Annotated in this window: 16 protein-coding genes; 4 read left to right on the top strand and 12 right to left on the bottom strand. The window is 75.2% G+C overall.

The window, feature by feature from the left end:
- Position 1: 1 nt before the first annotated feature.
- Positions 2-457 (top strand): hypothetical protein, encoded by a 456-nt coding sequence (locus tag IG69_RS0103230; RefSeq protein ID WP_030526741.1) that lies wholly within the window; start codon positions 2-4, stop codon positions 455-457.
- A 273-nt stretch (positions 458-730) separates the two neighbouring features.
- Here IG69_RS0103230 and IG69_RS0103225 read toward each other — a convergent pair whose 3' ends face one another.
- From IG69_RS0103225 to IG69_RS0103175, 11 genes are all read right to left on the bottom strand, one after another.
- Positions 731-3,163, bottom strand: a complete 2,433-nt coding sequence (locus IG69_RS0103225) for a transglutaminaseTgpA domain-containing protein (RefSeq protein ID WP_051750111.1) — start codon at positions 3,161-3,163, stop codon at positions 731-733.
- Positions 3,160-4,311 (bottom strand): DUF58 domain-containing protein, encoded by a 1,152-nt coding sequence (locus IG69_RS0103220; protein ID WP_030526739.1) that lies wholly within the window; start codon positions 4,309-4,311, stop codon positions 3,160-3,162. Before IG69_RS0103220 ends, IG69_RS0103225 begins: the two co-directional genes overlap by 4 nt.
- A gap of 53 nt (positions 4,312-4,364) precedes the next feature.
- Positions 4,365-5,345 carry an AAA family ATPase gene (locus tag IG69_RS0103215; protein WP_030526738.1) on the bottom strand — a complete coding sequence of 327 codons (981 nt, stop codon included), beginning with the start codon at positions 5,343-5,345 and terminating at the stop codon, positions 4,365-4,367.
- Positions 5,346-5,386: 41 nt separating this feature from the next.
- Positions 5,387-11,575, bottom strand: coding sequence for an Ig-like domain-containing protein (locus tag IG69_RS23080; protein WP_036828724.1), 6,189 nt, complete (start codon positions 11,573-11,575; stop codon positions 5,387-5,389).
- A 207-nt stretch (positions 11,576-11,782) separates the two neighbouring features.
- Positions 11,783-13,837 carry a PhoX family protein gene (locus IG69_RS0103205; RefSeq protein ID WP_030526736.1) on the bottom strand — a complete coding sequence of 685 codons (2,055 nt, stop codon included), beginning with the start codon at positions 13,835-13,837 and terminating at the stop codon, positions 11,783-11,785.
- A 132-nt stretch (positions 13,838-13,969) separates the two neighbouring features.
- Complete coding sequence (locus IG69_RS20830) at positions 13,970-14,338, bottom strand: DUF2568 domain-containing protein (RefSeq protein WP_051750107.1); 369 nt, start codon at positions 14,336-14,338, stop codon at positions 13,970-13,972.
- Positions 14,335-14,916: an NADH-quinone oxidoreductase subunit B gene (locus tag IG69_RS0103195; protein WP_030526734.1), complete on the bottom strand. Its 582-nt coding sequence runs from the start codon at positions 14,914-14,916 to the stop codon at positions 14,335-14,337. The genes IG69_RS20830 and IG69_RS0103195 overlap by 4 nt, the downstream gene beginning before the upstream one ends.
- Before the next feature lie 13 nt (positions 14,917-14,929).
- Entirely contained in the window at positions 14,930-15,295 is a 366-nt protein-coding gene (locus IG69_RS0103190) for an NADH-quinone oxidoreductase subunit A (RefSeq protein WP_030526733.1), read from the bottom strand.
- Between the two features lie 46 nt (positions 15,296-15,341).
- A complete protein-coding gene (locus IG69_RS0103185) occupies positions 15,342-15,902 on the bottom strand; it encodes an LppA family lipoprotein (protein ID WP_084696541.1) in 561 nt (186 codons plus the stop codon).
- A 26-nt stretch (positions 15,903-15,928) separates the two neighbouring features.
- A complete protein-coding gene (locus IG69_RS0103180; protein ID WP_030526731.1) occupies positions 15,929-17,659 on the bottom strand; it encodes an alpha/beta hydrolase in 1,731 nt (576 codons plus the stop codon).
- Complete coding sequence (locus tag IG69_RS0103175; protein ID WP_051750105.1) at positions 17,656-17,961, bottom strand: hypothetical protein; 306 nt, start codon at positions 17,959-17,961, stop codon at positions 17,656-17,658. The genes IG69_RS0103180 and IG69_RS0103175 overlap by 4 nt, the downstream gene beginning before the upstream one ends.
- 229 nt (positions 17,962-18,190) lie before the next feature.
- On the opposite strand from IG69_RS0103175, the gene IG69_RS0103170 reads away from it, so the two are divergent.
- Genes IG69_RS0103170 through rarD form a run of 3 tightly spaced genes read left to right on the top strand, consistent with a single transcriptional unit; the run spans position 18,191 to position 22,127 of the window.
- The gene (locus IG69_RS0103170; protein WP_030526729.1) at positions 18,191-20,056 is read left to right on the top strand and encodes a 2-oxoacid:acceptor oxidoreductase subunit alpha; all 1,866 of its coding nucleotides are present in this window, start codon (positions 18,191-18,193) and stop codon (positions 20,054-20,056) included.
- A 17-nt stretch (positions 20,057-20,073) separates the two neighbouring features.
- On the top strand, positions 20,074-21,141 hold the full coding sequence (locus IG69_RS0103165; RefSeq protein WP_030526728.1) for a 2-oxoacid:ferredoxin oxidoreductase subunit beta: 1,068 nt from the start codon (positions 20,074-20,076) through the stop codon (positions 21,139-21,141).
- Entirely contained in the window at positions 21,138-22,127 is a 990-nt protein-coding gene (gene rarD, locus IG69_RS0103160; protein ID WP_051750103.1) for an EamA family transporter RarD, read from the top strand. The genes IG69_RS0103165 and rarD overlap by 4 nt, the downstream gene beginning before the upstream one ends.
- A gap of 32 nt (positions 22,128-22,159) precedes the next feature.
- Here the strand turns inward: rarD and IG69_RS0103155 are convergent, their stop codons facing one another.
- The gene (locus IG69_RS0103155) at positions 22,160-22,852 is read right to left on the bottom strand and encodes an alpha/beta fold hydrolase (protein WP_245616062.1); all 693 of its coding nucleotides are present in this window, start codon (positions 22,850-22,852) and stop codon (positions 22,160-22,162) included.
- Positions 22,853-22,902 lie beyond the last annotated feature (50 nt).

The following is a 22,902-nucleotide window of genomic DNA, read 5'->3' as shown; positions in this document are numbered from 1 at the left end:
CGTGGACGGGCTGGACGAGGTCGACGAGACCACGATCCCCCGGTCCCGGCTCCGGGCGGTCGTCGAGGCGACGCGCGCCGAGCACGACGCGCCCGCGCCCCGGGTCGTCCGGGACGCGCCCGAGCCCCCGCGCGCCGCGGCCCGGCGCACCGGCGCCTCCCTCGACGTGCGCATCGTGCCGTGGGCGGTGCCCCCGGCCGACCTGCCGGCTCCGGCGCCCCCGGCGGCGCCGGCCGCTGCGCCGGCCCCGCCCGCCCCGACGCCCGACCGGCCGCGCGGCACCCGCCCCTCGGAGGTCTCGGCCGCGCCGCTCTCCCCCGCGGCCCGCCCGCGCCCGCAGCGGCACCTCGGCTACGCCCCGAGCGTCGGCGCCGTCGACCTCTCCCCGGAGCGTCCCACCCCGCTGACCGACCCGCCCCGCCGCGGCGTCCTCGCCCGCCTGCGCCGCCGCCGCTGACCCCATCTACCGTGGTCGAGGTGAAACCCCGACCACGAGACGGTCCTCTTTCACCTCGACCCGGCCTCCATCCCCCGATTCGAGGTATTCCGCCGCCGTCAGACGGGGGTGAGATACCTCGAACCGATGCCCCGCGCCGCTGACCCGAATCGAGGTGAAACCCGACCACCAGACGGTCCCCTTTCACCTCGACCCAGCCCCCAGGCCCCCGGTTCGAGGTGAAACCCGACCACGAGGGGGCCCACCTTCACCTCGAACCGGCCTCGCGGACGCTCAGACGGGGGCGTGCTCCGGGGTGTCGACGGGGGACGGGGTCGGCTCCGACCGCGGTGGGCGGACGCCCTCGCGGTGGATGCCCGACGGTGTGCGCACCCGGCTGCGGCCCCGGTCGGGCGTCAGCGAGGTGAGCGAGACCGCACGCCGCCAGCGCTCGCGGAGGGTGCGCCCCTCGGCGAGCTCGTGGCGGGCCCGGCGCGCGAGGGCCCAGGCGCGGTCGGCGCCCGCGGCGTCGGCCCCGCCGGGACCGTAGAGCGCGTCGTCCACCGTCCGGGCGGTGTCGAGGAGGGAGACGCCCCCCACCGAGCGCGCGACCTCGCGCCGGGTGTCGCGCCCGGAGACCGCGTACCCGGCGTCGCGCAGCGCATCGACGACGTCGGTCCACGCGGCACCGGTGCGGGCGGCCGGGGTGCCGCGGCGACGGCGCCATCCGCGCCGGACCCCCTTGAGCAGCACGAGCAGGCCCGTCCACAGCGGGATGCCGAGCGCCGGCACCGCCGCGACCGCCAGCGCGGCGACGGCCCAGACCGGCAGGCTGAAGCCGACCTCGGGCGTCGTCGAGCGGCTGCGGCCGCTGGCGCCCTCGTCGAGGGTGAAGCCGTCCTCGCTGCTCGGCGGCCGCTGCGCGGTGGGCGGGGGCACGGCCGAGGCCCGGTTCGGCTCCTGGTCGAGCACGGTGCGGGGGTCGGGTGCCCGGTCGCGCGGCGGCACGAAGTCGTCGGGGGCGATGAGCTGCCAGCGCGTGCCGTCGTGGACCTCGACCCACGCGCGGACGTCGCTGCCGAGGACAACCCCGCCCTCGCCGGGGACGGCGCCGAGGACGACGCGGGCCGGCATCCCGAGGTACGCGGCGGCGAGCGCGACGGTGGCCGCGTACTGCTCGTCGTCACCGGCCGGCTGGCGGTCGGCGACGAAGGCCGAGAGCCGACCGAGCGAGTGGCCGGGCAGGACGGTCGTCTGGCCCTCGCCGCCGTCGCTGTAGGCCCCGGTGTCGCGCAGGCGCGTCCCGACGGCACGCAGCCGGTCCATCGGGGTGTCGCCCGCCTCGACGCTCGCGGCGACGAGCTGGGCCACCGGCTGCAGGAGGGGCGGGTCGACGGGCGGCGTCGCGGGCGGGGTCGCGTCGGGCGCCCCGACCCGGGCCTGCAGCGCGTAGGTGTCACCGGCGTCCAGCCCCTCGGGGAGGACGGCGGCGCCGGTGTCGAGGTTGACGCGCAGGGCGTCGTCGAGGTCGCGGCCGCGCGGGCCGGTGAACGCCAGGCCCGTCTCGCCGCCGACCGTGGGCACCCAGATCCGCAGGTCCTTGCGTCCCGCCCAGGCCTGGCCGACGGTCACCGTCGCCTCGACGGGTGTGCCACCGGCCGCCCGGGGGATCTCGGCGCCGACCCGCAGGAAGGTGCCGGACTCCGGGGTCGTGCCCGCGCGGCCGTCCCCGGCGGCCCACACGGTGCCGGAGTAGGTGTCGACGGTCGCGAGCCGCAGCAGGGTGCCGGTCGGCAGCCCGCGGACGGTGAAGAGGACCTTGTCGGCGAGGTCCGCGTTGCTCGGTCGGAAGGCCCGGAAGGCTGCGAGCGGGCTCGGTCGGTCGGTCGCGGAGAAGGGCGGGGCCACGTACGAGCGCAGCACCTGCCGGTCGGGCGCCCCGACCCACGGCACCGCCCCGATGACGATGACCCCGACGATCGCGAGCAGCAGGGCCCCGGTCGCGGTCCGCTCGAGGCTGTGCGCGCTGTGGACCACGACGGCCCGGCGAGCGCGGTCGGCTCCCCAGGTGAGGGCGACGACGAAGAGCACGACGGCTCGCGCGACCATCCCGCCCGGCTCCGTGACGCCCAGCGCGGCGACGCCGGCGGCGAGCGCCGCCGGGACGACCAGCGGCAGGTGGGGTGCGCCGGTGCGGCGGGCGAGCATCGTCGTCGCTCCGCCGGCGACCAGGGCCAGGAGGAACGGCAGCAGCCCGAGCGGGCCGGCGCCGTCGACCGGCGGCAGCGTGGTGAGCATCCGCATCCAGCCGTCGACCGCGGTGCCGGCGAGCTCGCCCCAGGCGGTGGGGGTCGGCAGCGGTCCGGCCGCGGTGCCGCGCAGGACGAGGGGCGGACCGAGCAGCGCGGCCGCCGCGACGAGGGCCGGCGCGAGCGTCCACCACGGCGCGCGCGCCCGGCCCACGAGCAGGGCGAGGAGCACACCCGCGACGAGCCCGACCGCGGACGGGAGCACCCAGGACCAGCCGAGGTAGGTCCCCACGAACCCGCTGAGCGCGGCGGCGACGAGGACGAGCACCGCCGCGACGTCGACGACGACGTCGAGCGGGTGCGGCTGGCGGCGGCGCGAGCGCCGGGTCGGGCCCGGCGACGCCGGGTCCGGACCGAGGAAGCGGGCCGGGGCCGGGCCACGGTCGCGGGCGCGCGACGGCGCCGACAGGAGGCTCATCGGCCACCCACCACCCGGACCAGCCGCGTCAGGTCGTCGAGCGAGCCCATCGTGAGGAAGGTGAGGCCGGCGACGGTGGAGGTCGTGCTGCGCTCCCCCGGCGCGACGCGCAGGACGACGACGCGCACGTGCGGCCCGAGGTGGGTCGCGGCGCGCTGCGCCTCGGCCAGCGACGTGGCCGCGCCGGTGACGACGACGGTGATGCTCGTGCCGGGGGCGAGGCCGACGAGCCGGGTCGCGAGCGCCGGGAGGTCGGTGCGGTCCGGCTCGACCCGCGCGAAACCGTCGAGCGTCCGGGCGACGCCGACGCGGTCGACGGCGTGGCCGCCCGCGACGACGGTGACGTCCATCTCGTCGCGCAGGGCCCGCACCGCGACCGAGGCCGCGGCGGTCACGCCGATCTCGAAGGTGTCGTCGTCGCCGTAGCCGTCGAGCCGCGCGTCGAGGACGACCCCGAGGTGCGAGCGGCGGGTGTCGGTGTAGCCCTTCATCATCAGCGAGGTGGTGCCGGAGGCGGCCGACATCCGCGCCGAGGACTGCCAGTGGATGTGCCGGCGGTCGTCGCCGGGGAGGTAGCCGCGCAGCGTGTGGAAGTCGAGGTCCGACAGCGACGGGTCCTGGGTGGGACGACCCTCGAGGTCGCGGATGAGGCCGGCGTCGAGGGAGGGGAGGTTGACCGTCCGCGGGTGGACGAACAGCTCGACGGTCCGCGACGCGTTGAGCGTGCGACGGGCCAGGCCGAACGGGTCGCCGAGCACGGTCGTCACGGGTCCGACGAGCACGACGCCGCGGCGGGTCGTGCGGACCGGGAAGGGGAAGTCGATGCGGACGCCGGGGCCGAGCGACGGCATCCGGAAGGCCTCCACGCGCGACCCGACCGGCACCTCGAGGTCGGCGGGCGCGACGCGCCGGCTGCGCGGGTTGCTCACGAGCAGCGACCCGTCGGCCACCCCGCCCGGCGAGACCCGCACCGGGTGCAGCTGGAGGTCGAGGTCGACCCGCGACCCCCCGAGCGCCATGAGCACCGCCACCCCGAGCAGGACGACGAGCGCGAGGCCGATGATGCGCGCCTCCTCCCACGCGAAGGTCCACCCGACCAGCCCGACGAGCACGCCGACGACCAGAGCTCCGCAGCCGGTGCGGGTCACGACGGACCGCTCCCGGAGGAGTGCGAGCAGGTGGCGCGGCGAGGACACGGGCGTCAGCGCCCCGCGACCGGTGGCAGGGGGACGATGTCGAAGAGCTCGTCGACGACGTCGGGGACGGTGACGCCCTCGAACTGCGCGTCGGGGTCGAGGAGCATCCGGTGCTGCATGACCGGCACCGCGAGCTCCTTGAGGTCGTCCGGGACGACGTAGTTGCGCCCCTGCCCGGCGGCCCAGGCCTTCGCGGCGTGCACGTAGCCGAGCATCCCGCGCACCGAGAGACCGAGGCGCAGGTGGCGGTGGTCGCGCGAGCGCTCCGCGAGCGCCTGGACGAACTCGAGCAGCGGGCGCGAGACGTGCACCGAGCGCGCGACCTGCCGCATGCGCAGCACCTGCGCGCCGTCGATGACGGGGGTGACGCCGGCGGCGCGGTCGCGGACGGCGAGCCCGGACAGGACGCCGATGGTGGCCTCGGCGTCCGGGTAGCCGATCGCGGTCTTCATGAGGAAGCGGTCGAGCTGGGCCTCGGGCAGCGGGTAGGTGCCGGCCTGCTCGATCGGGTTCTGGGTCGCGATGACCATGAACGGGCTCGGCACGTCGTGGGTCGTGCCGTCGACCGTGACCCGGCCCTCCTCCATCACCTCGAGCAGCGCCGACTGGGTCTTCGGCGAGGCGCGGTTGATCTCGTCGGCGAGGACGACGTTGGCGAACACCGGGCCGCGCCGGAACTCGAAGACCTGCGCGCGGGGGTCGTAGATGGACGCGCCGGTGACGTCGCTCGGCAGGAGGTCGGGCGTGCACTGGATGCGCTGGTGCGTGCCGCGCACCGAGCCGGCGAGGGCCCGGGCGAGGCTGGTCTTGCCGGTGCCGGGCACGTCCTCGACGAGCAGGTGCCCCCCGGCCGCGAGGCAGGTGACGGCCAGCTGGACGACACGCTCCTTGCCGACGAGCGCCTCCCCGACGGCGCCGACGACCGTCGTGAACGTCTCGCCGAACCAGGCGATCTCGTCGGCGTGGGCCAGGGGCTCGGTGCTCATCGCGTCCTCGTCGGTGCTGGTGGTGGGCTGGCGGAAGGGGCTCATCGGGCGGTCCAGGTGTCCTCGACGGGGGTGGCGGGATCTCGTCCGTCGTCGCACGAGATGGTGTACCGCGTCCCGGGGACGGGGACGAGGTCGGTGCTCGGCGCGTCGGGCCCGAAGTCGCCCGATGCGTCGGTCGCGAAGGTGGCGCCGACGGGCTCGCCGCCCTCGGGGGTGATGGTGCACTGCATCGTCGCGCTCGCCGTGAGGTTGCGCGCCGTGAGGGTGAGGACCTCGCCCTCGGAGCTCCCGGTCAGCGTGCCGAGGCCCGTCGACGCGGTCGTCGAGCTGCTGCGGGAGTCGCCGCGACGGGTGGCGGTGGCCTCGATCGTCACGTCCCGCCCGTAGCCGACCTTGGTCCGGTAGCGCTGCGTCCACGTCCCGCTGCCGGTGCGGTCCGGGTCCGGGGACGAGGTGCCCTCGACCCCGCCCTGGACGCTGACGGAGACGTCGGCGGCCCGGCCGTTGGCGTCGACCGAGACGACGTAGGTGACGTACGCCCCGACCGTCGACTCGATGCTCACGCCGACGGCGCCGAGCGGGCCGTAGACGACGTCGGAGGTGGTCCGCGCGCTCGAGGTGAGGCCGGCGGAGTTCGTGGCGGTGAGGACGAAGGTGTAGTCGCTGCCGTTGTCTGGCACGGTCACGGTCTCGTCGAAGTCGGTGGGGTTGCGCGGCGCCGACCACTGGCCGCAGGACGTCCCGCCGACGCGGCACGTGATGGTGACGCCGTCGTCGCGCGCGGGCGGCGAGGTGAAGCTCAGCTCGACCTGGCGGTCGGTGCCCGTGGCGGCGGCCGCCACGCCGGTGAAGTCGCCCGGGGTGCCGACGGCCCGGCGCGACGTGGCCGCGCTGAAGGCCGACCGGTTGACGTCGTTGGCCGCCTGAACCCGGTAGTCGTAGGTCGAGCCGTCGTTGTCGACCGCGTCGGCCTCGCACCGCGTCGCGGGGGTGCCGGAGCAGATGGCGACGGTGCCGCCGGGACCGCTGCGGGTGACGGTGTAGGTGGTGTCGCCCGGGCCGTTGGGCGCGACCCCCGTCCACGAGACGACGACGACCTGGCGGGCACCGCCACCCACCTCGGAGGCGTCGACCGTCGGGGCGTCGGGGACGGCCGGCGTCCCCGCGGACTGGCCCTCGACGACGACCGCCGGCCCGAAGCCGGCCTCGTTGCGGGCCTTGACCGTGAACGGGGTGCGCAGCGAGTTGTCGAGCCCGGCGGCGGTGACGGAGGTCGAGGACGTCTCGGCCCGGCCGCCCGGCCACGTCACGAGGTAGCCGGTGACGGCCGAGCCGCCGCTCGGCGCCGCGTCCCAGGCCACGGTGACCGCGCGGTCGCGCGGGTCGGTGACGCGCGGCGCCTGCGGCGCGCCCGGCACCTCGTCCGCGGTGACCGCCGCCGACGGAGCGGACGAGGGCCCGAACCCGACGGCGTTGTGCGCCTTGACCGTGAAGCGGGTCGGGGTGGCGTTGGCCAGCCCGGTCACGACGCACGGCGAGGCGGCGCACCGCTGCGAGCCCCCGTCCCAGTCGACCTGGTAGTACTCGACGGGCAGCCCGTTGTCGCGTGGCGGCGTCCACGCGAGCCGGGCCGAGCGGCTGAGGGTGGGCCCGGTCTGCACCGGGGCCCCCGGGGCGTCCGGCGCGCCGAGGACGTCGACGGTGAGGATGCCGGTGCCCTGGCGGTCGGCGCGGTTGCTCGCGTCGACGTCGGTGAAGGTGACCCGGAAGGTCAGCCGGCCCTTGGCCCCGGCTCCCGGGGTCACCGCGACCGCGCGGGAGCCGTCGCGCCGCGCCGTCGACGCCACCCCGGACAGCTGGGTCACGCCGAGCACGTCGTAGCGGGGGTCGACGAGCGGCGAGCGCAGGTAGCCGTCGAGGGACACGACCTGCGTCGTGCCGGCGCGCACGCCGCTGACGGCCACGGGCAGCATCGTCGGCGGCTGCGCCGGGGCGACGCGCACGGTGAGCACCGCGGGGGCCGCCTCGGTGCCGTCGACGGTGACGAGGAGCCGGGCGGTCGTGCCCGGGACGGCCGCCGAGGAGGCCGAGACCGACAGCGTCGTCCCGCCCCGGCTGAGGACCGACAGCCCGGGGACCGGCGACTCGAAGGAGCCGGAGTAGCGCAGCGTCTCCGCGGTCTCGGGCCGGGCGGTCCAGACGTGGCACAGCTGCCGGATGCCGAGGGGCCGCGACGTGCCGCCGACGACGACGTCGACGGCGGTCGGTGGGCAGCGCAGGACCGGGGTCTCCGGGCCGACCTGCACCGGCACGGTGAGGAAGGCCCGGCGCCCCGCGCCCCCGCCGGGGGTGGAGGAGGTCGTCACCTCGAAGGCGACGGCGGCCGGCCCGACGTAGTCCCGCAGCGCGGTGACCCGCAGCTGCGAGGGCCCCTCGGAGCGCACGCGCAGCGCGCCGGCGGGCGAGGCGGCGAGCCGGTCCTCGGTCGTCAGCGTCAGGGGTCGCCCGGCCGGGACGTCGACGACGTCGGCGAGGTTGACCACGGTGGAGCCACCCCGGTCGACCCGGACGAGCGCGTCCGGCTTGACGCTCGGGACGCTGGAGCCGCCCGCGGGGATGTGGACGAGCCCGAGCGCGGCGGCCCCGCCCGCGTCGAGGACCTCGAAGGACAGCACCTGCGGCACCGGCTTGACCACGAGCGTCGCCCGGCCGTCGACGACGGTGGCCTCCGGCGCGTTGAAGACCCGGCTCACCTGCAGCGCACCGGTGGGGTCGTCGGGGTCGACGGCACCGGCCAGGAGGTCGACCTCGACGGTCTGGGCGCCGGCCGCGGGGCGCGCGAGCGCGTTGCGCGGCTCCGGCGGCAGGTTGACGCCCGCGCGGCCGCGGACGGTCAGCGTCGCGGTGGAGGACTCGCCGCTCGCGCCGGTGATCGAGTAGGGGATGCGCAGGGGCGTCGCGGCCGGCGGGCCCACGACCGAGATCCGGCCCGACGCGGCGTCGAGCCGTGCGCCCGCCCGCTCGACGACGTCGAGGTTCTGGAGCGGCTCGACGGTGGCGCGCTCGCCGATCGGCTGGATGTCGTTGGCCAGCACGTCGACCGACACGCGCCGGCCCGGGGCGACCGTCACCTCGTCGTCGACCGCGACGCTCGGCTGGGGGTCGCCGGGGGGCGAGACGGCGATGCGGATCGTGCCCGTGCCGACCTTGGTGTACCGGTCGCCGAGCAGGTAGGTGATGTCGTCGGTGCCGCCGCTCGTCGGGTACGCCTGGTAGGTGATGGACGACGGCGTCACCGCGAGGACGCGGCCGAGGCGCGGCGCGGACGCCAGCCCGACGAGGGTCGTCGAGTCGCCGTCCGGGTCGGCGCCGGAGCCCGCGATCGACACCGTGATGGTGTCGCCCGCGACGACCCGGCCCTCGAGCGTCGCCGGGGTCGGGGCGCGGTTGGGGCGTTGCGCGTCCGGCGGCGGGGTGACCGTGACGCGGACCGTGCCGGACGCCCGCGACCCGGCGGCGTTCTCGGCGACGTAGGTGATGGTGACGGTGCGCTGCTCGGTGACCACGGGTGCCTGGTAGCGCACGACCGAGCCGGCGACGTACGCCGCGCCGGTCGGCTCGTCGGTCGGTCCGCCGTCGGCGCCGCCCACCGGCAGCATGCCGCTGCGCGCGGCCCCCTCGACCTGCGGGGCGAGCCGGAGGGTCGTGCCGCCGGGGTCGAGGTCGTTGTCGAGGACGGGGATCGAGACCTGGTCGCCGGAGCGGACCGTGGCGGTGTCGTCGACGGCGACGGGGGCGTCGTCCTTCGGCGCGGGCAGCTGGAGGACCGACACCGAGCCGACGGCCGTCTTGCCGGCGCCGTTGGTCACCGTGTACCGGACGAGGATCGGGTTGGGCCGCAGCTCCGGGCGGTTCGGGACGATGCGCAGCCACCGGCCCCGCAGCACCGCGACCTGCACGGCGTCCGAGCTGTCGGCCTCGGCGCTCTGCACCGTGAGGAGGCCGCCCGAGGGGTCGACGTCGTTGGCGAGGACGTCGGTGACCGTCGCGGTCTGGCCGTGGACGACGGCCTGGTCGAGCATCGCGGTGATGTCCCCGGTGCGCGCGGAGGCGGCGCGCACGTCGACGCGCATCGCGCCGCGCGCGGGGTTCGCCGAGCCGTAGCGCACCGTGTACGCGAGGAGGTAGGTGCCGGGGGCGCCCGCCGTGACGGTCACCGTGCCGGCCTCGATGCTCGTCGCGACCGTCGTGCCGTCGGGGCCGGTGACGTTGCCCGCGAGCTGGAGGCGGGCCGAGGGATCGGTGGGGTCGGTGCCGGGGATGTCGTTCTCGAGCGGGCGCAGGACGATCGGCTTGTCGACCTCGCCGCGCCCGACGTCCGGCAGCGCCGTGGCCGGAGTCGTCTGGTCCGCGTCGGGGGCGAGGACGTCGAGGCTCAGCCGCCCGGTGCTCTCGGCCGTGCCGTCGGTCACCGTGTACTCGAGCGTGCGCGGGCCGGTCTCGCCGGTCGCGGTGTAGCGCAGCCGGCCGTCGGGGGTGACGCCGACGGAGCGGTCGCCGTCGCTGGCGCCGGTGACCGCGACGGGGTCGGAGTCGGGGTCGCGCCAGTCGCCGGCGACGGGGATCGTGACCGAGCCGCGGTTGGTCACCGACGTCACGGTCGGCACGTAGTTGCTCCGCAGGACGGGGGCCCCGTTCTCGTCCGGCGCGCGGACGGTCACGGTGACGCGCGCCGTGGAGCGGTTGCCCCGGCCGTCGTCGATGACGTAGTCGAAGCCGGTGGAGCGCGCCGCCGGCGGGAGGGTCAGCTGGACGGTCTGCCCGTCGGGCGAGATGTCGAGCGCGCCGTCGCGCTCCGGCATCCCGGAGACCCGGGTGATGGACAGGACGCTGCCGCTGGGGTTCGCGTCGTTGTCGAGGACGTGCAGGACGCTCGTGCGGTTGGCCCGGGCCCCGACCTCGTCGTCGCGCGCCTGCGGCGGCTTGGCGGTGCGGTCGACGACCGACGACGGGTCGGTGTCGTCCCGGGGCGCCTGCGAGGACGGGGGCGCGACGGCCGCCCAGTCGTCGAGCCGCTTGCCGGTGTCGGCGTCCCAGACGGCACCGGTCGAGGTGTCGTTGAGCGCGACGGTGCGGTGGTTGACCCGCAGGCGGGGGGAGCTGAGCGTGCCGGCGTCGGTGAGGGTCACCGTCTCGGGGGCGGAGCCGCTGCAGACCCGGACGGCGCGGCCGGGCGTGCCCGACCAGGCGGCGTACGCGCAGCCGTCGAGCACGACGGGCGCCGTGCCGGGGCCGGGGCCGCCCGGTGTGAGCGACCGGGTGACCCCGCCGGCCAGGTCGACCGCGAGGAGGGCGCGCGGGGTGCTCACGAGCACCTCACCCGTCGTCGTGACCTCCTGCGGCACGCCGCCGGCCACCGACTCGCCGCTGAGGACGACCCGGGCGCCGCCGGGCCGCACGAGGACCCCGGTGACGGTGTCGAGGACGACCGGCCCACCGGGGGTGAGGACGATCTGCGTCTCCTGGAGCGGGCCGCCGAGCGAGCTGCGGACCGGCCGGAAGCCGCCGTCCGCGGTCGGGCGCAGGGTCGTCAGCCGTCCCCCGGACCCGGCGGCGTAGGCCGTGCCGTCGGCGCCCACCGCCACGTCGGCCGGGAACTCGGTCGTGGCGTCCTGGGCGATGGGGACGTCGTCGGCGGCGCGGCCGTCGAGGCCGTCGACCGCCGCGAGGGTGGGGTTCGTGGAGTGCGCGACGTGGACGCTGCCGGTCTCGGTGTCGACGGTGGCGGTGGTGCTGCCGCCGACGGCGAGCAGCGTCCGGTTCGGGAGCGAGACCGCGCGGTCGGTGACGAGGGCGCCGGTGCGGACGTCGACGGCCGCGACCCGGCCGGTCTGCCGGTCGCGGGTGAGGACCGAGCTGCCGGACTGGACGACGTCGAGCGCGTAGCTCTGGCTTGGCTCGTCGCCTGCGGGCGGGAAGGCGGCGTCGAGGCGGGCGGCCGGGCCGTTGAGCCGCCCGAAGAGGCCGGAGCGGTCGTTGGTCACCCAGAGGGTGCCGTCGTTGGCCTCGGGGTGGTCGGTCGTGTACCCCTCGCCCTGCGTCGCGGCCCAGCCGTAGCCGCCGAGGACGAGCGCGACGACGGTCGCGACGACCGTGCCCGTGCGGGGTCGCCGGAACCCGCGGCGGGACCGCTGGTCACGCCGCGACGAGCTTCGCACCTCGCTCATGAACCCTCGGTCCATCGGCCTCGGGCACGGACCGACCTCCGTGCCCGCAGTCATTGTGGGCCATCCCGTTGGGTCAGGTGTGCCGGTTGGGACAAAGCCGCCCCGGCGTTTCGCCGGGTGACGAACGTGGGCCCGGCCGCGCCGCCGGACCGACGGCGACGGGCCGGGGACGCCGTGCGGCGTCTCCGGCCCGTCGGGGGCGTGGGGTCAGGCGCGGTGCACCTGCACGACGCTCGGCCGGGGCCCGCCCCAGCGGCCGCGCGAGAGGGTCCCGGGCGCGACGTAGTCGGGGAAGTAGGAGTGCTGGTCGGCCCAGGACCCCTCCTCCCCCGGGTGCTGGACGGCCACGAAGACCGACCCGTCGCGGTCGTGGACGACCGGGCCGCAGGTCTCGGCCTCGCGCGGCACGGCGAGGAACTGCTCGACCTTGCCGCGCTGCCGCCCGGAGAGGGTGACGCGGTGCAGGGCGTCGTTGAGCCCGAGCGTGCCCGGCTGGCCGTCGGTCGAGATCCACAGGGCGCCGGTGGAGTCGAACGCCACGTTGTCGGGGCAGGAGATCGGCGAGACGGGGCCGTCGTAGCCGCCGAAGTAGGTCCCGGCCGAGCTCGGGTCACCGCAGACGAGCAGGAGCGTCCACGCGAAGCGGGTCGAGGTCGGGTCGTTGCGGTGCTCGGTCAGCTCGAGGACGTGGCCCTCGCGGTTGGTGACGCGGGGGTTGGCCTCGTCGACGCCCGGGTTGGAGCCGACACCGCGGTTGGTGTTGTTCGTCAGCGCCGCGTAGACCCTGCCGGTCACCGGGTTGGGCTGGACGTCCTCGGGCCGGTCCATCTTCGTGGCGCCGACGCGGTCGGCGGCCAGGCGGGTGAAGACGAGGACCTCGGCGACGCTCATTCCGGCCACCTTCGAGCGGCCGCCCTCGACGAGCGGGATCCACCGGCCGCTGCCGTCGAAGGCCTCGTCGGCGGGCAGGTCGCCGGAGCCGTCGATCTGCCCGGCCGGGCTGTCGCCGGTGAGCCTGGCGACGTAGAGGTCGCCGGAGGAGAGCAGGCGCTTGTTGGCCTCCCGCGCCGCCCGGGAGGAGCCCTTGACCATCGTCTTCGACGAGACGAACTTGTAGAGGTAGTCGAAGCGCTCGTCGTCGCCGGAGTAGGCGACGACCCGGCCGTCGGGGGCGACGCGGATGTTCGCGCTCTCGTGCTTGAAGCGGCCCATCGCGGTGTGCTTGACCGGGGTGGAGTCGGGGTCCTCGGGGTCGATCTCGACGACCCAGCCGAAGCGGTGGACCTCGTTCTCGTAGCCCGGCTGCCGGGCGTCGAACCGCGGGTCGACGGTCCACCAGGCGCGGCCGCCGGCGGTCGTCGGGATGCCGTAGCGCTTGTTCTCGGGGGTGTCGTTCGCGACGAAGTACTGGTTGAAGTTCTCCTCGCCCGACAGCACGGTGCCCCACGGGGTCGTGCCGCCGGAGCAGTTGTTCTGCGTCCCGAGGATGCGGCGGCCCAGCGGGTCGTCCTGGGTGCGCAGGAGCGGGTGGCCGGCGGCGGGGCCGTCGACGGCGAACTCGGTCTGCAGGTGGATGCGCCGGTTGAGGCGGGCGCCGCGCACCATGCTCCAGGGGCGGCCCCGGCCCGAGCGGCGCAGCTCGACGACGGTCAGGCCGTGCGCGGCCATCGCGACCCGCTTCTGCTCGGCGAGGGTCTGCTCGTCGTCGGTCGGCGGGAACATGATGTTCTCGTTCGTGTACTCGTGGTTGAGGACCGCGACGGCGCGCCGTCCCCCGCTGCCCTTGCGCTCGATGATGTCGAGGTAGTCGCAGTTGTAGCCGACCTGCTGCCGCTGCGCCGCCTCGGTCTGGTGCTCCGGGTCGAACTCCGGGGTGTGCCGGAAGAGCGGGTCGCCCCAGCGGATCACCGGCGTCCAGGTCCAGCCCTTCGGGACCGTCAGGTCGTCGACGTCGGCCGGCACCGGCGCGATGGGCGTGAAGCGCAGGCCCGCACCGTGGTGGGCGCTGCCGCGGCCGCCGGCGACGGCCTGCCCGGCCGGCGAGAGGGCGACCGCGAGCGCGCCGCCCCCGACGCCGCCGAGCATGCGGCGGCGGCTGAACGCCGCGCTCGCGATGTCGCGGAAGTAGCCGTTCTCGCTCGTGTTCGGGGCGGGGTGCGCGCAGGCGTTGCCGCACTTCAGCTCGCAGGTGACCGCGCTGCGCTTGCCGCGTGCGTGGGGCACGAGCGAGAGCATCCGGCGGTTCTCGGGGGCGATGGTCATGGGGTCTCCCGGGGCTCGGCGTGGGTGTCCGCGCAGGACGCTAGGTGCGCGAGGGGACCCTGCCGCCGACCTCCGGGGGAACAGCGGGTGACCATTGCGGGAGGCGCGGGTGACGCCCGGGTCAGGCGTCGGTCAGGACGCGGGGGCGCCGTGCTCCGCGGGGCGGTGGAGCACCGTCTGCGCCGCGACGACGACGAGCCCGGCGACGCCGACGAACCACGCCCACCCGGTCCACCCCGCGGCGAGCAGCCCGAACGCGACGCCGTAGACGAGCACGACCGCGGCCGCGGTGCGGGGACCGGGGGCGAGGCGCAGGCGGGCCTTCGGCGCCATGAACAGGCCCCAGAGGACGAGCACCAGCAGCGTGGCGACGACGGCCGCGGCCCAGCCGGCCGCTCCCCCGCCGACCGCGTGGTGGGCAAGCGCCCCGACCCCGCCGAAGAGCGCGAGCTCGGTGACGAAGGCGACGAGCGCCAGCAGCGCGAGGACGGGCGTGCTCACGGGCGCGCGACCAGCCCGCGGGTGACGTCGGCGGCCGTGGCCGCGCGGTGGCCGGCGAACCGGCCCCGCCGGCGCTCGGCGATGGCGGCGCCGCTGACCCGCTCGGCGGCGATCTTCTGCTGCAGCGTGATGATCCCCTGGAGCAGCGCCTCGGGCCGCGGCGGGCACCCGGGCACGTAGACGTCGACGGGCACGAGCTGGTCGACGCCCTTGGTCACCGAGTACGAGTCCCAGTACGGCCCACCGGAGTTGCTGCACGCCCCGAACGAGATGACGTACTTGGGCTCGGGCATCTGGTCGTAGAGGCGGCGGATGGCCGGCGCCATCTTGTCGGTGACGGTGCCGGAGACGACCATGAGGTCGGCCTGCCGCGGACCGGGCGCGAACGGGATGACCCCGAGCCGGATGAAGTCGTGCCGGCCCATCGACGTGGCGATGAACTCGATGGCGCAGCAGGCGAGCCCGAAGTTGAAGACCCAGAGGCTGTAGCGGCGGCCCCAGTTGAGGACCATCCGCACCGGCTTGGGTGCGTGCTCGGCGAGCGGCCCGACGCGGGGCATCGGCAGGTCGACGCTCATCGGCGCTCCCCCGTCATCGCAGGTCCCAGCGGAGCAGGCCGCGCCGGCCGGCGTGGACGAGCCCGAGGAGCAGGACGCCGACGAAGACGACGACCTCGACGAGCGAGGCGACCCCGAGGTCGGCGTCGCGCAGGACGAGCGCCCACGGGAAGAGGTAGACGGCGTCGACGGCGAAGACGACGTAGAGGAACGCGAAGGACAGGTAGCGCACCTGCGACTGCGCCCAGCCGGTGCCGACCGGGTCGACGCCCGACTCGTAGGTCGCGCGGCCGGCGGCGTCGGCGGCGCGGGGCGCGACGAGGCGACGGACGACCATCGCGGCGGTCACGAGGAGCACGCCCGCGAGGACGACCGCCGCGACGGCGAGGTAGCCCTCCATGACGCGCCAGCCTAGCCGGGTGCGCCGACGCCGGTCCCGGCCGCGGTCAGGAGCCCTGCGCGGGCAGGAAGCAGGCGCCGTAGAGCGTGAGGATGGTCCCGGCCTTGGTGCCGAACTCGACCCGCGCGCCCGTGGCGGGGTCGCCGACGGAGACCTGGTGCGCCCCCGGCTCGTCCTGGAGGACGGTCACCTCGCTGAAGCCCTGCTCGCGCAGCGGCACGAGCATCGCGTCGACCGTCGCCTGCCACCGCTCGTCGGGGACGACGCCCTTGGCGCCTCGGCCGATCGAGTAGTTGGCGTTCTCGGCGCCCTCGACGGTGTCGAAGGGGGCCGAGCAGACGCTCCGGCTGCGCTGCGACGGCGCGTCGGCCTGCCACTCCAGCCCCGGGGCCTGGGCGTCGATCGTGTCGCGCAGCTCCACGAGGAGCGCGAGGTACCCCTTCTCGGCCTCCTCGAAGGTGGGCCGCTGCGCCAGCTGCTCCCTGAGGTCCATGCTGCCTCCCGTGCTCGTCGTCGAAGAACATCCCGCCGTGGCCGCGAGCGCCACGGCGGCCAGCACCGTCGCGCCCCGACGCCACGCACCGCGCCCGCCCCGGTGACCGCCCATGGTCGGCCAGCCTAGGCGGCGGGCCGTCACCCCCCGAGCCACGAGGGCCACCAGTCCCAGGCGCGGGGGTCGTCCGTGATGCCGGTGTTGTTGCCCTCCACGGCGTCCTGCGGGTGGCCGGAGACGACGGTCGCCATGTTGTACTGGCTCGTCGAGTGCTGCTCGAGGTAGCTGGAGTGGCCGCTCACCCCCGCGTAGTCCTGCCCGTCGACCGTCGCGTCACCGGTCTCGAGGTGGTTGATGCCGTCCATCGCCGAGGGGTCGATGCCGAACCGGCCGAGGTCCCCGACCCCGTCCCACTTCGCCTCGGCGTAGTAGGCGCTGCCGCTCGGGATGTCGAGGTCGTCGACGTCGCTCGTGCCGAGGCCGGGCGAGCCGAAGAACACCGCCCGGTCGACGCCCGTGCCCTCGTGCTGGAGGCCGTACCCGGTCGTCGTCGACCCGTAGGAGTGGCCCAGCGCGGTGAGGTCGGGGTCGGTCGCGCGCGAGGAGTTGATCCCCCGGTAGAAGTCGGCGAGCGAGGCACCCCCGTCCTCGGCCGCACCGGAGAGCGCGACCGAGTCGCCGGAGAACGTCGAGCCCCACTGCGGCGCCTGGTAGTCCAGCCACACGACCGTGGCGACCGTGCTGTCGAAGTCGCCGTTGCGGGCGAGCTGGTCCAGGGTCGCGTCGCGCAGGTCGGCCATGTCGTTGACGTAGCCGCCCATCCCCTCGACCGTGCTCGTCAGGCCGGGGGTGAAGACCCCGACGTGGTCGGCGGTGTCGACGTCGCCGATGGAGACCGCGGCCTGCGGGCGCTGCCCCGGGGTCAGGTCGAACACGAGCAGGTGGGTGTCGGGCTTGTCGAGCGTCTCCTCGAGCGTGCCGATGGCGCCCAGCTGCTCCCGGATGGTCTGCGCCTCGGCGAGCAGCGCGAGGTACTCGGGGTCGTAGGGGTCGGGGTCCATCGCGGCGAGCTCGTCCTCGATGTCCTGCTGCCGGTCGCGCAGCTCGGTGGCGGTCTCCTCCAGGCGGGTCCGGTTGGCCTCGTCGCGCACGCCCATCGGGATGCCGTCGAGGTTGCCGACCCAGTCCGGGTGCTCGTCGAGGACACGCTGCTGCTCCTCCGGCGAGAGCGACTCCCACCATCCGGTGTTGTCGGCGGGGGTGCCTCCGCTCGGCGGGCCGAGGAGCGAGAGGTGGCCGGCGGCGTCCCCGTCACGGGCGGCCTCGTCGAGCGAGAGGTCCGAGCCGTCGGCGATCGTCCCGTCGCGGACGGAGGTGAGCACGGCGACGAGGTCGACGTCGACGTCGTTGGCCTTCCGCAGCGCCTGCTCGACGCGGGCGACGCACTCGTCGACGAGCACCTGGCGCTCCTGGCGGGCGACCTGCTCGTCGTGCTCGGTGGCGTAGCACATCTGGAGGCCGGCCTCGTCGCTCACCGTGCCGTCGGCCGAGATCGTCAGGCCGTGGGCGCTCGCGTACTCGACCGCGGCGTCGACGGCGTGCTCGACACCGGTCACGGCGTCACCGGCCTCGATGACGGCCCGGCGGGCGGCGCTCACCTCGGCGACGAGGATCTCGAGGTCGTCGGTGACGCGGCGCAGCCGGGTGCTCGCGGTCGAGGCGGCCGAGCCGGTCCAGCGGGCCGGGCCGGCCATCGTGCGCAGGTCGTCGGCGCGGTCGGTCAGGGTGCGCCGGCTGGTCGTCAGCGCCTCCTCTGCCGTCGTGAAGGGCGCGGCCCTCCACTGCTTCACCTGGCCCCAGGTGAGGCTCATCGCGGCTGGTTGGGGCCGGCGGGCGTGAACGCGGCGCGGGCGGCGGCGTCGTCGGTCTCGTACTGCGTCGCCGCGGACTCCAGGCCCTCGGCGTAGCGGCGGGCGCCGCGGACCCAGGAGCGCACGTCGGCCTCCCAGCCGGTGGCGACGGTCTCGACGAGCGAGGCGGCGCTCGCGCCGGGGATCGCGGCGGCGATGCCGCGCAGGTCGTCCGGCGCCTTGGTGTCCTCGACGACGTCGAGCGCGTCGCGGGCCGCCTGCGCCGAGCTGCGCAGGTCCTCGATCTGGACCTCGTACCCCATGCCTCCCCCTCGTGCGGTGGACCTCTCGGCGTCCACCCTCCCGGCTGTCCCCCGACCGTACAAGGGGGAGCACTCCCCGCCGGAGCGGTCGCGACGACCCGTGGACGGGCGGGTGGCCGATACGTGGATGCGAGGAAGGGTGCCCTCACCTGCGACGTACGATGGAACACGGTGCGCCCACCAGCGGGTTGGGCCCCACGAGAGCACTCCCGACACCCCAGGGACCACCGTGACCAGCAAGACCGTCCAGACCCTCGACCGCGTCGTCATCCGGTTCGCCGGGGACTCCGGCGACGGGATGCAGCTGACCGGCGACCGCTTCACCTCCGAGACCGCGGCGCTCGGCAACGACCTGTCGACGCTGCCGAACTTCCCGGCCGAGATCCGCGCGCCCCAGGGCACGCTGCCCGGCGTCTCGAGCTTCCAGCTGCACTTCGCCGACCACGACGTCCTCACGCCGGGTGACGCCCCCGACGTCCTCGTCGCGATGAACCCGGCGGCGCTCAAGGCCAACCTCGCCGACGTGCCGCGCGGCGCGACGATCGTCGCGAACACCGACGAGTTCACCAAGCGCAACCTCGCGAAGGTCGGCTACGACGCCAACCCGCTCGAGGACGGCAGCCTCGACTCGTGGCACGTGCACCCGGTGGCGCTCACCTCGATCACCGTCGAGGCGCTCGCGCCGTTCGAGGGCCTGAGCCGCAAGGAGAAGGAGCGGGCGAAGAACATGTTCGCCCTCGGGCTGCTGTCGTGGATGTACACGCGGCCGACCACCGGCACCGAGGCCTTCCTCGAGAAGAAGTTCGGCGGCCGCCCCGAGATCCTCGAGGCCAACCTCACCGCCCTGCGTGCCGGCTGGAACTACGGCGAGACGACCGAGGACTTCGCCTCCTCGTACGTCGTCAAGGCCGCGCCGATGGCCCCGGGCACCTACCGCAACGTCACCGGCAACACGGCGCTCGCGCTCGGTCTCGTGGCCGCCGCGCACCGAGCCGGTCGCCCGCTCGTGCTCGGCTCGTACCCGATCACGCCGGCGTCCGACATCCTCCACGCGCTGTCGTCGATGAAGCGCCACGGCGTGACGACGATCCAGGCCGAGGACGAGATCGCCGGCATCGGCATCGCGCTCGGTGCGTCCTACGGCGGCTCGATCGGCGTGACGACGACGTCCGGCCCGGGCATCGCCCTGAAGTCCGAGACGATCGGCCTCGCGGTCTCGCTCGAGCTGCCGCTGGTCGTCGTCGACATCCAGCGCGGCGGCCCGTCGACCGGCCTGCCGACCAAGACCGAGCAGGCCGACCTGCTCCAGGTGATGTACGGACGCAACGGCGAGTCGCCGGTGCCCGTCGTCGCCGCGCAGACGCCGGCCGACTGCTTCGACGCGGCGATGGACGCGGTCCGCATCGCGACGACGTACCGCACGCCGGTCATCCTCCTGTCCGACGGCTACCTCGCGAACGGCTCCGAGCCGTGGTCGGTGCCGTCCGTGTCGGACCTGCCCGAGATGGCGGTCGACCTCGCCGTCGAGCCGAACGCGGTCGACGACAAGGGTGCTGCGGTCTTCCGCCCGTACCTGCGCGACCCCGAGACGCTCGCGCGGCCGTGGGCCGTCCCGGGCACGCCGGGCCTCGAGCACCGCATCGGCGGCATCGAGAAGGCCGACGTCACGGGCGACATCAGCTACGACCCCGACAACCACGACCGGATGGTCCGGCTGCGCGCGGCCAAGGTCGCGGGTGTCACCGTGCCCGACGTCGAGGTCGACGACCCGAGCGGCGACGCGAAGGTCCTCGTGCTCGGCTGGGGCTCGACCTACGGGCCGATCGCGTCGGCCACACGGACGGTCCGCAACGCCGGCCACCACGTGGCCCGCGCGCACCTGCGCCACCTCAACCCCTTCCCCGCGAACCTCGGCGAGGTCCTGCGCCGCTACGAGCGCGTCGTCGTGCCGGAGATGAACACCGGCCAGCTCGCGCTGCTCCTGCGCGCCGAGTACCTCGTCGACGTCCGCTCGTACACGTCGGTGCGGGGGCTGCCGTTCACCACGGTCGAGCTCGCCGACGTCGTCTCGACCACCCTCGAGGAGATCCTGTGACCACCGTCGAGCTCGGCATGCCCGTGACCGGCCTCCAGCACGTCCCGCACCTGCCGGACGACGCCGCGAAGCAGACGAAGAAGGACTTCACCTCGGACCAGGAGGTGCGCTGGTGCCCCGGCTGCGGCGACTACGTCATCCTCGCCGCGGTCCAGTCCTTCCTTCCCGAGCTCGGGCTGCGCCGCGAGAACATCGTCTTCGTCTCGGGCATCGGCTGCTCCTCGCGCTTCCCGTACTACCTCGACACCTACGGGATGCACTCGATCCACGGCCGCGCCCCGGCCATCGCGACCGGTCTCGCGACCTCCCGGCCCGACCTGTCGGTGTGGGTCGTCACCGGTGACGGCGACGCGCTGTCGATCGGCGGCAACCACCTCATCCACGCGCTGCGCCGCAACGTCAACATGACGATCCTGTTGTTCAACAACCAGATCTACGGCCTGACCAAGGGGCAGTACTCGCCCACGTCGCGCACCGGGTCGGTCACGAAGTCGAGCCCGCTCGGGTCGGTCGACGCGCCGTTCAACCCGGTGTCGCTGGCGCTCGGGGCCGAGGCGACGTTCGTCGCGCGGGCGATGGAGTCCGACCGAGACGAGCTGAAGTCGGTGCTCAAGGCCGCGGCCGAGCACCGGGGCGCCGCGCTCGTCGAGATCTACCAGAACTGCCCGATCTTCAACGACGGCGCGTTCGAGGTGCTCAAGGACCGCACGCAGCAGGCCGCGCGCATCGTGCGCCTGCGCTCGGGCGAGCCCGTGACCGTCGGGCCGGAGGACGACCGCCGCGTGCTCGTGCGGGTCGCCGGGGGCGCGTCGGAGTTCGTGCCGGAGGCCGAGGTCGGGGCCCGCGAGGTCGTCGTCCACGACGCCGCGGCCGAGGACCCGTCGGCGGCCTTCGCGCTCTCGCGCCTGGACTCCCCCGAGATGACGCACGTGCCGATGGGCATCTTCCGCCAGGTCGCGCGGCCGACGTACGACGACCTCGTGCGCGCGCAGGTCGAGGGCGCCGTCGACGCCGCCGGCGGGCCCGCCGGTGACGCGGACCTCGACGAGCTGCTGCGCGGCCGCGACACGTGGACCGTGGAGTGACCGCGGCCGGCGACGAACGGTCATCGTCGGAGGACACCGCGGCCGAGGCTGCGGCGGAGGTCCGCCGGGGCACCGGCTACGGCTTCCTCGCCTACGGCATCTGGGGGCTCTTCCCGCTCTACTTCGCGGCGCTCGAGCCGTCCGGGGCGTTCGAGATCCTCGCGCACCGCATCCTCTGGACGCTCGCCGTCTGCGTGCTCGTGCTGCTCGTGCGGCGCGACCTCGCGTGGATCCGGTCGTTCGTCTCGCGGCCCCGGCTCGTCGCGGGCATCACCGTCGCCGGGCTGCTCATCGCCGCGAACTGGGTCATCTACGTGCTCGCCGTGCTGACCGGGCGCACCTACGAGGCGGCGCTCGGGTACTTCCTCAACCCGATCGTCACGGTGGCGCTCGGCGTGTTCGTGCTGCGCGAGCGGCTGCGGCCGCTGCAGTGGGCGGCGGTCGGCATCGGGGCCCTGGCCTCGGTGTGGCTGGCCGTGGCCGGCGGCGTCGTCCCGTGGATCCCTCTCGCGCTGGCGTTCTCGTTCGGGCTGTACGGGCTCGTCAAGAAGAAGGTCGGCGCCTCGCTCGAGGCGATGCACTCGCTCGCGGCGGAGACGACGGTGCTCGCGCCGGTCGCCGTGGTCGTCCTATTCGTGCTCGCGGCGCGCGACGAGATCACCTTCGCCGGGCACGGTGGGTGGCACACGACGCTGCTCGTGCTGTCCGGGGTCGTCACGGCGGTCCCGTTGCTGCTGTTCGCCGCTGCCGCGCGGCGCATCCCGCTCGTGACCGTCGGGCTCATCCAGTTCATCACCCCCGTGCTGCAGCTCGTCGTCGGCGTCACGCTGCTCGGCGAGCACGTGTCGGGACGGCTCTGGATCGGGTTCGGCATCGTCTGGGTGGCGCTCGTGTTGCTCTCCTACGACTCCCTCACCGCGGCCCGCACCTCCCGTCGCGCCGCCGCGGCCGCCCGCGACCCGGAGTGCCCCGAGCCCACCGTCTGACCCGTCGGGATCCCGCACCCGGCCGGGTGCGGTCAGGCGTCGAGGAACGCGCGCACCGCGGCGGTGAAGCGCTCGGGCTCGGTGGCGTGGACGAGGTGCCCGGCGTCGATGGTCACGAGGCGGGCGTCCGGCAGCGTGTCGGACAGCTCCCGCACGTGCTCCTGCGGGACGTGGCTGGTCGGCCCTCCGCCGACGACGAGGGTCGGGGCCGCGAGGCGGCGCACCAGGTCCGGCCATCCGGGGTCGGGGTCGTCGACCTCGGGGCGGACCTGCTCGACGACGGCCCAGTCGAAGGGCAGCTCGCCGACCGGCCGCGCGAGGGGTGCCGGCGTGCGTCGGTGCGGGACCCCGACGTCCTCGACGACGAGTCGCCGGACCGTCCCCGGGCGCTGGGCGGCCACCCGGCAGGCGACGAGACCACCGAGCGAGTGCCCGACGAGGTCGACCACCGGCTCGCCGAGCACGTCGAGGAGGCCGGCGACGTCGTCGGCCATGGGGGCGATCGAGTAGACACCGGGCCGGTCGCTGCCGCCGTGGCCGCGGAGGTCGACGGCGTGCGTGGTGCGGTCGGCCGCCAGGTCGGCGGCGACGTGGTCCCAGTCGCGGGCGGTCATGCCGGTGCCGGGCAGGAGGACGACAGGAGGCGCGCCCGTTCGCCCGCGCGACGCCCTGACCCGGCGCGAGAGGTGCAGTCCCCCACCGACGTCGACCCTCTCCACGGTCACCACACCCCGACCCTGAGGCATGGGCCCGCGGTCGGCAAGGGTGTCCGCCG

The sequence above is a fragment of the Phycicoccus jejuensis genome (assembly GCF_000720925.1).
In the GTDB taxonomy this organism is placed as follows: Bacteria; Actinomycetota; Actinomycetes; order Actinomycetales; family Dermatophilaceae; genus Phycicoccus; species Phycicoccus jejuensis.
The sequence above is the reverse complement of the archived record's forward strand: the minus strand, read 5'-3'. Positions and strand labels throughout refer to the sequence as shown.

Bases quoted from the DNA above. Each gene is read 5' to 3' on its own strand.
- IG69_RS0103225 (WP_051750111.1), bottom strand. From the start codon at position 3,163: ATGAGCCTCCTGTCGGCGCCGTCGCGCGCCCGCGACCGTGGCCCGGCC.
- IG69_RS0103215 (WP_030526738.1), bottom strand. From the start codon at position 5,345: ATGAGCACCGAGCCCCTGGCCCACGCCGACGAGATCGCCTGGTTCGGC.
- IG69_RS23080 (WP_036828724.1), bottom strand. From the start codon at position 11,575: ATGAGCGAGGTGCGAAGCTCGTCGCGGCGTGACCAGCGGTCCCGCCGC.
- IG69_RS0103205 (WP_030526736.1), bottom strand. From the start codon at position 13,837: ATGACCATCGCCCCCGAGAACCGCCGGATGCTCTCGCTCGTGCCCCAC.
- IG69_RS0103195 (WP_030526734.1), bottom strand. From the start codon at position 14,916: ATGAGCGTCGACCTGCCGATGCCCCGCGTCGGGCCGCTCGCCGAGCAC.
- IG69_RS0103190 (WP_030526733.1), bottom strand. From the start codon at position 15,295: ATGGAGGGCTACCTCGCCGTCGCGGCGGTCGTCCTCGCGGGCGTGCTC.
- IG69_RS0103185 (WP_084696541.1), bottom strand. From the start codon at position 15,902: ATGGGCGGTCACCGGGGCGGGCGCGGTGCGTGGCGTCGGGGCGCGACG.
- IG69_RS0103180 (WP_030526731.1), bottom strand. From the start codon at position 17,659: ATGAGCCTCACCTGGGGCCAGGTGAAGCAGTGGAGGGCCGCGCCCTTC.
- IG69_RS0103175 (WP_051750105.1), bottom strand. From the start codon at position 17,961: ATGGGGTACGAGGTCCAGATCGAGGACCTGCGCAGCTCGGCGCAGGCG.
- IG69_RS0103165 (WP_030526728.1), top strand. From the start codon at position 20,074: ATGCCCGTGACCGGCCTCCAGCACGTCCCGCACCTGCCGGACGACGCC.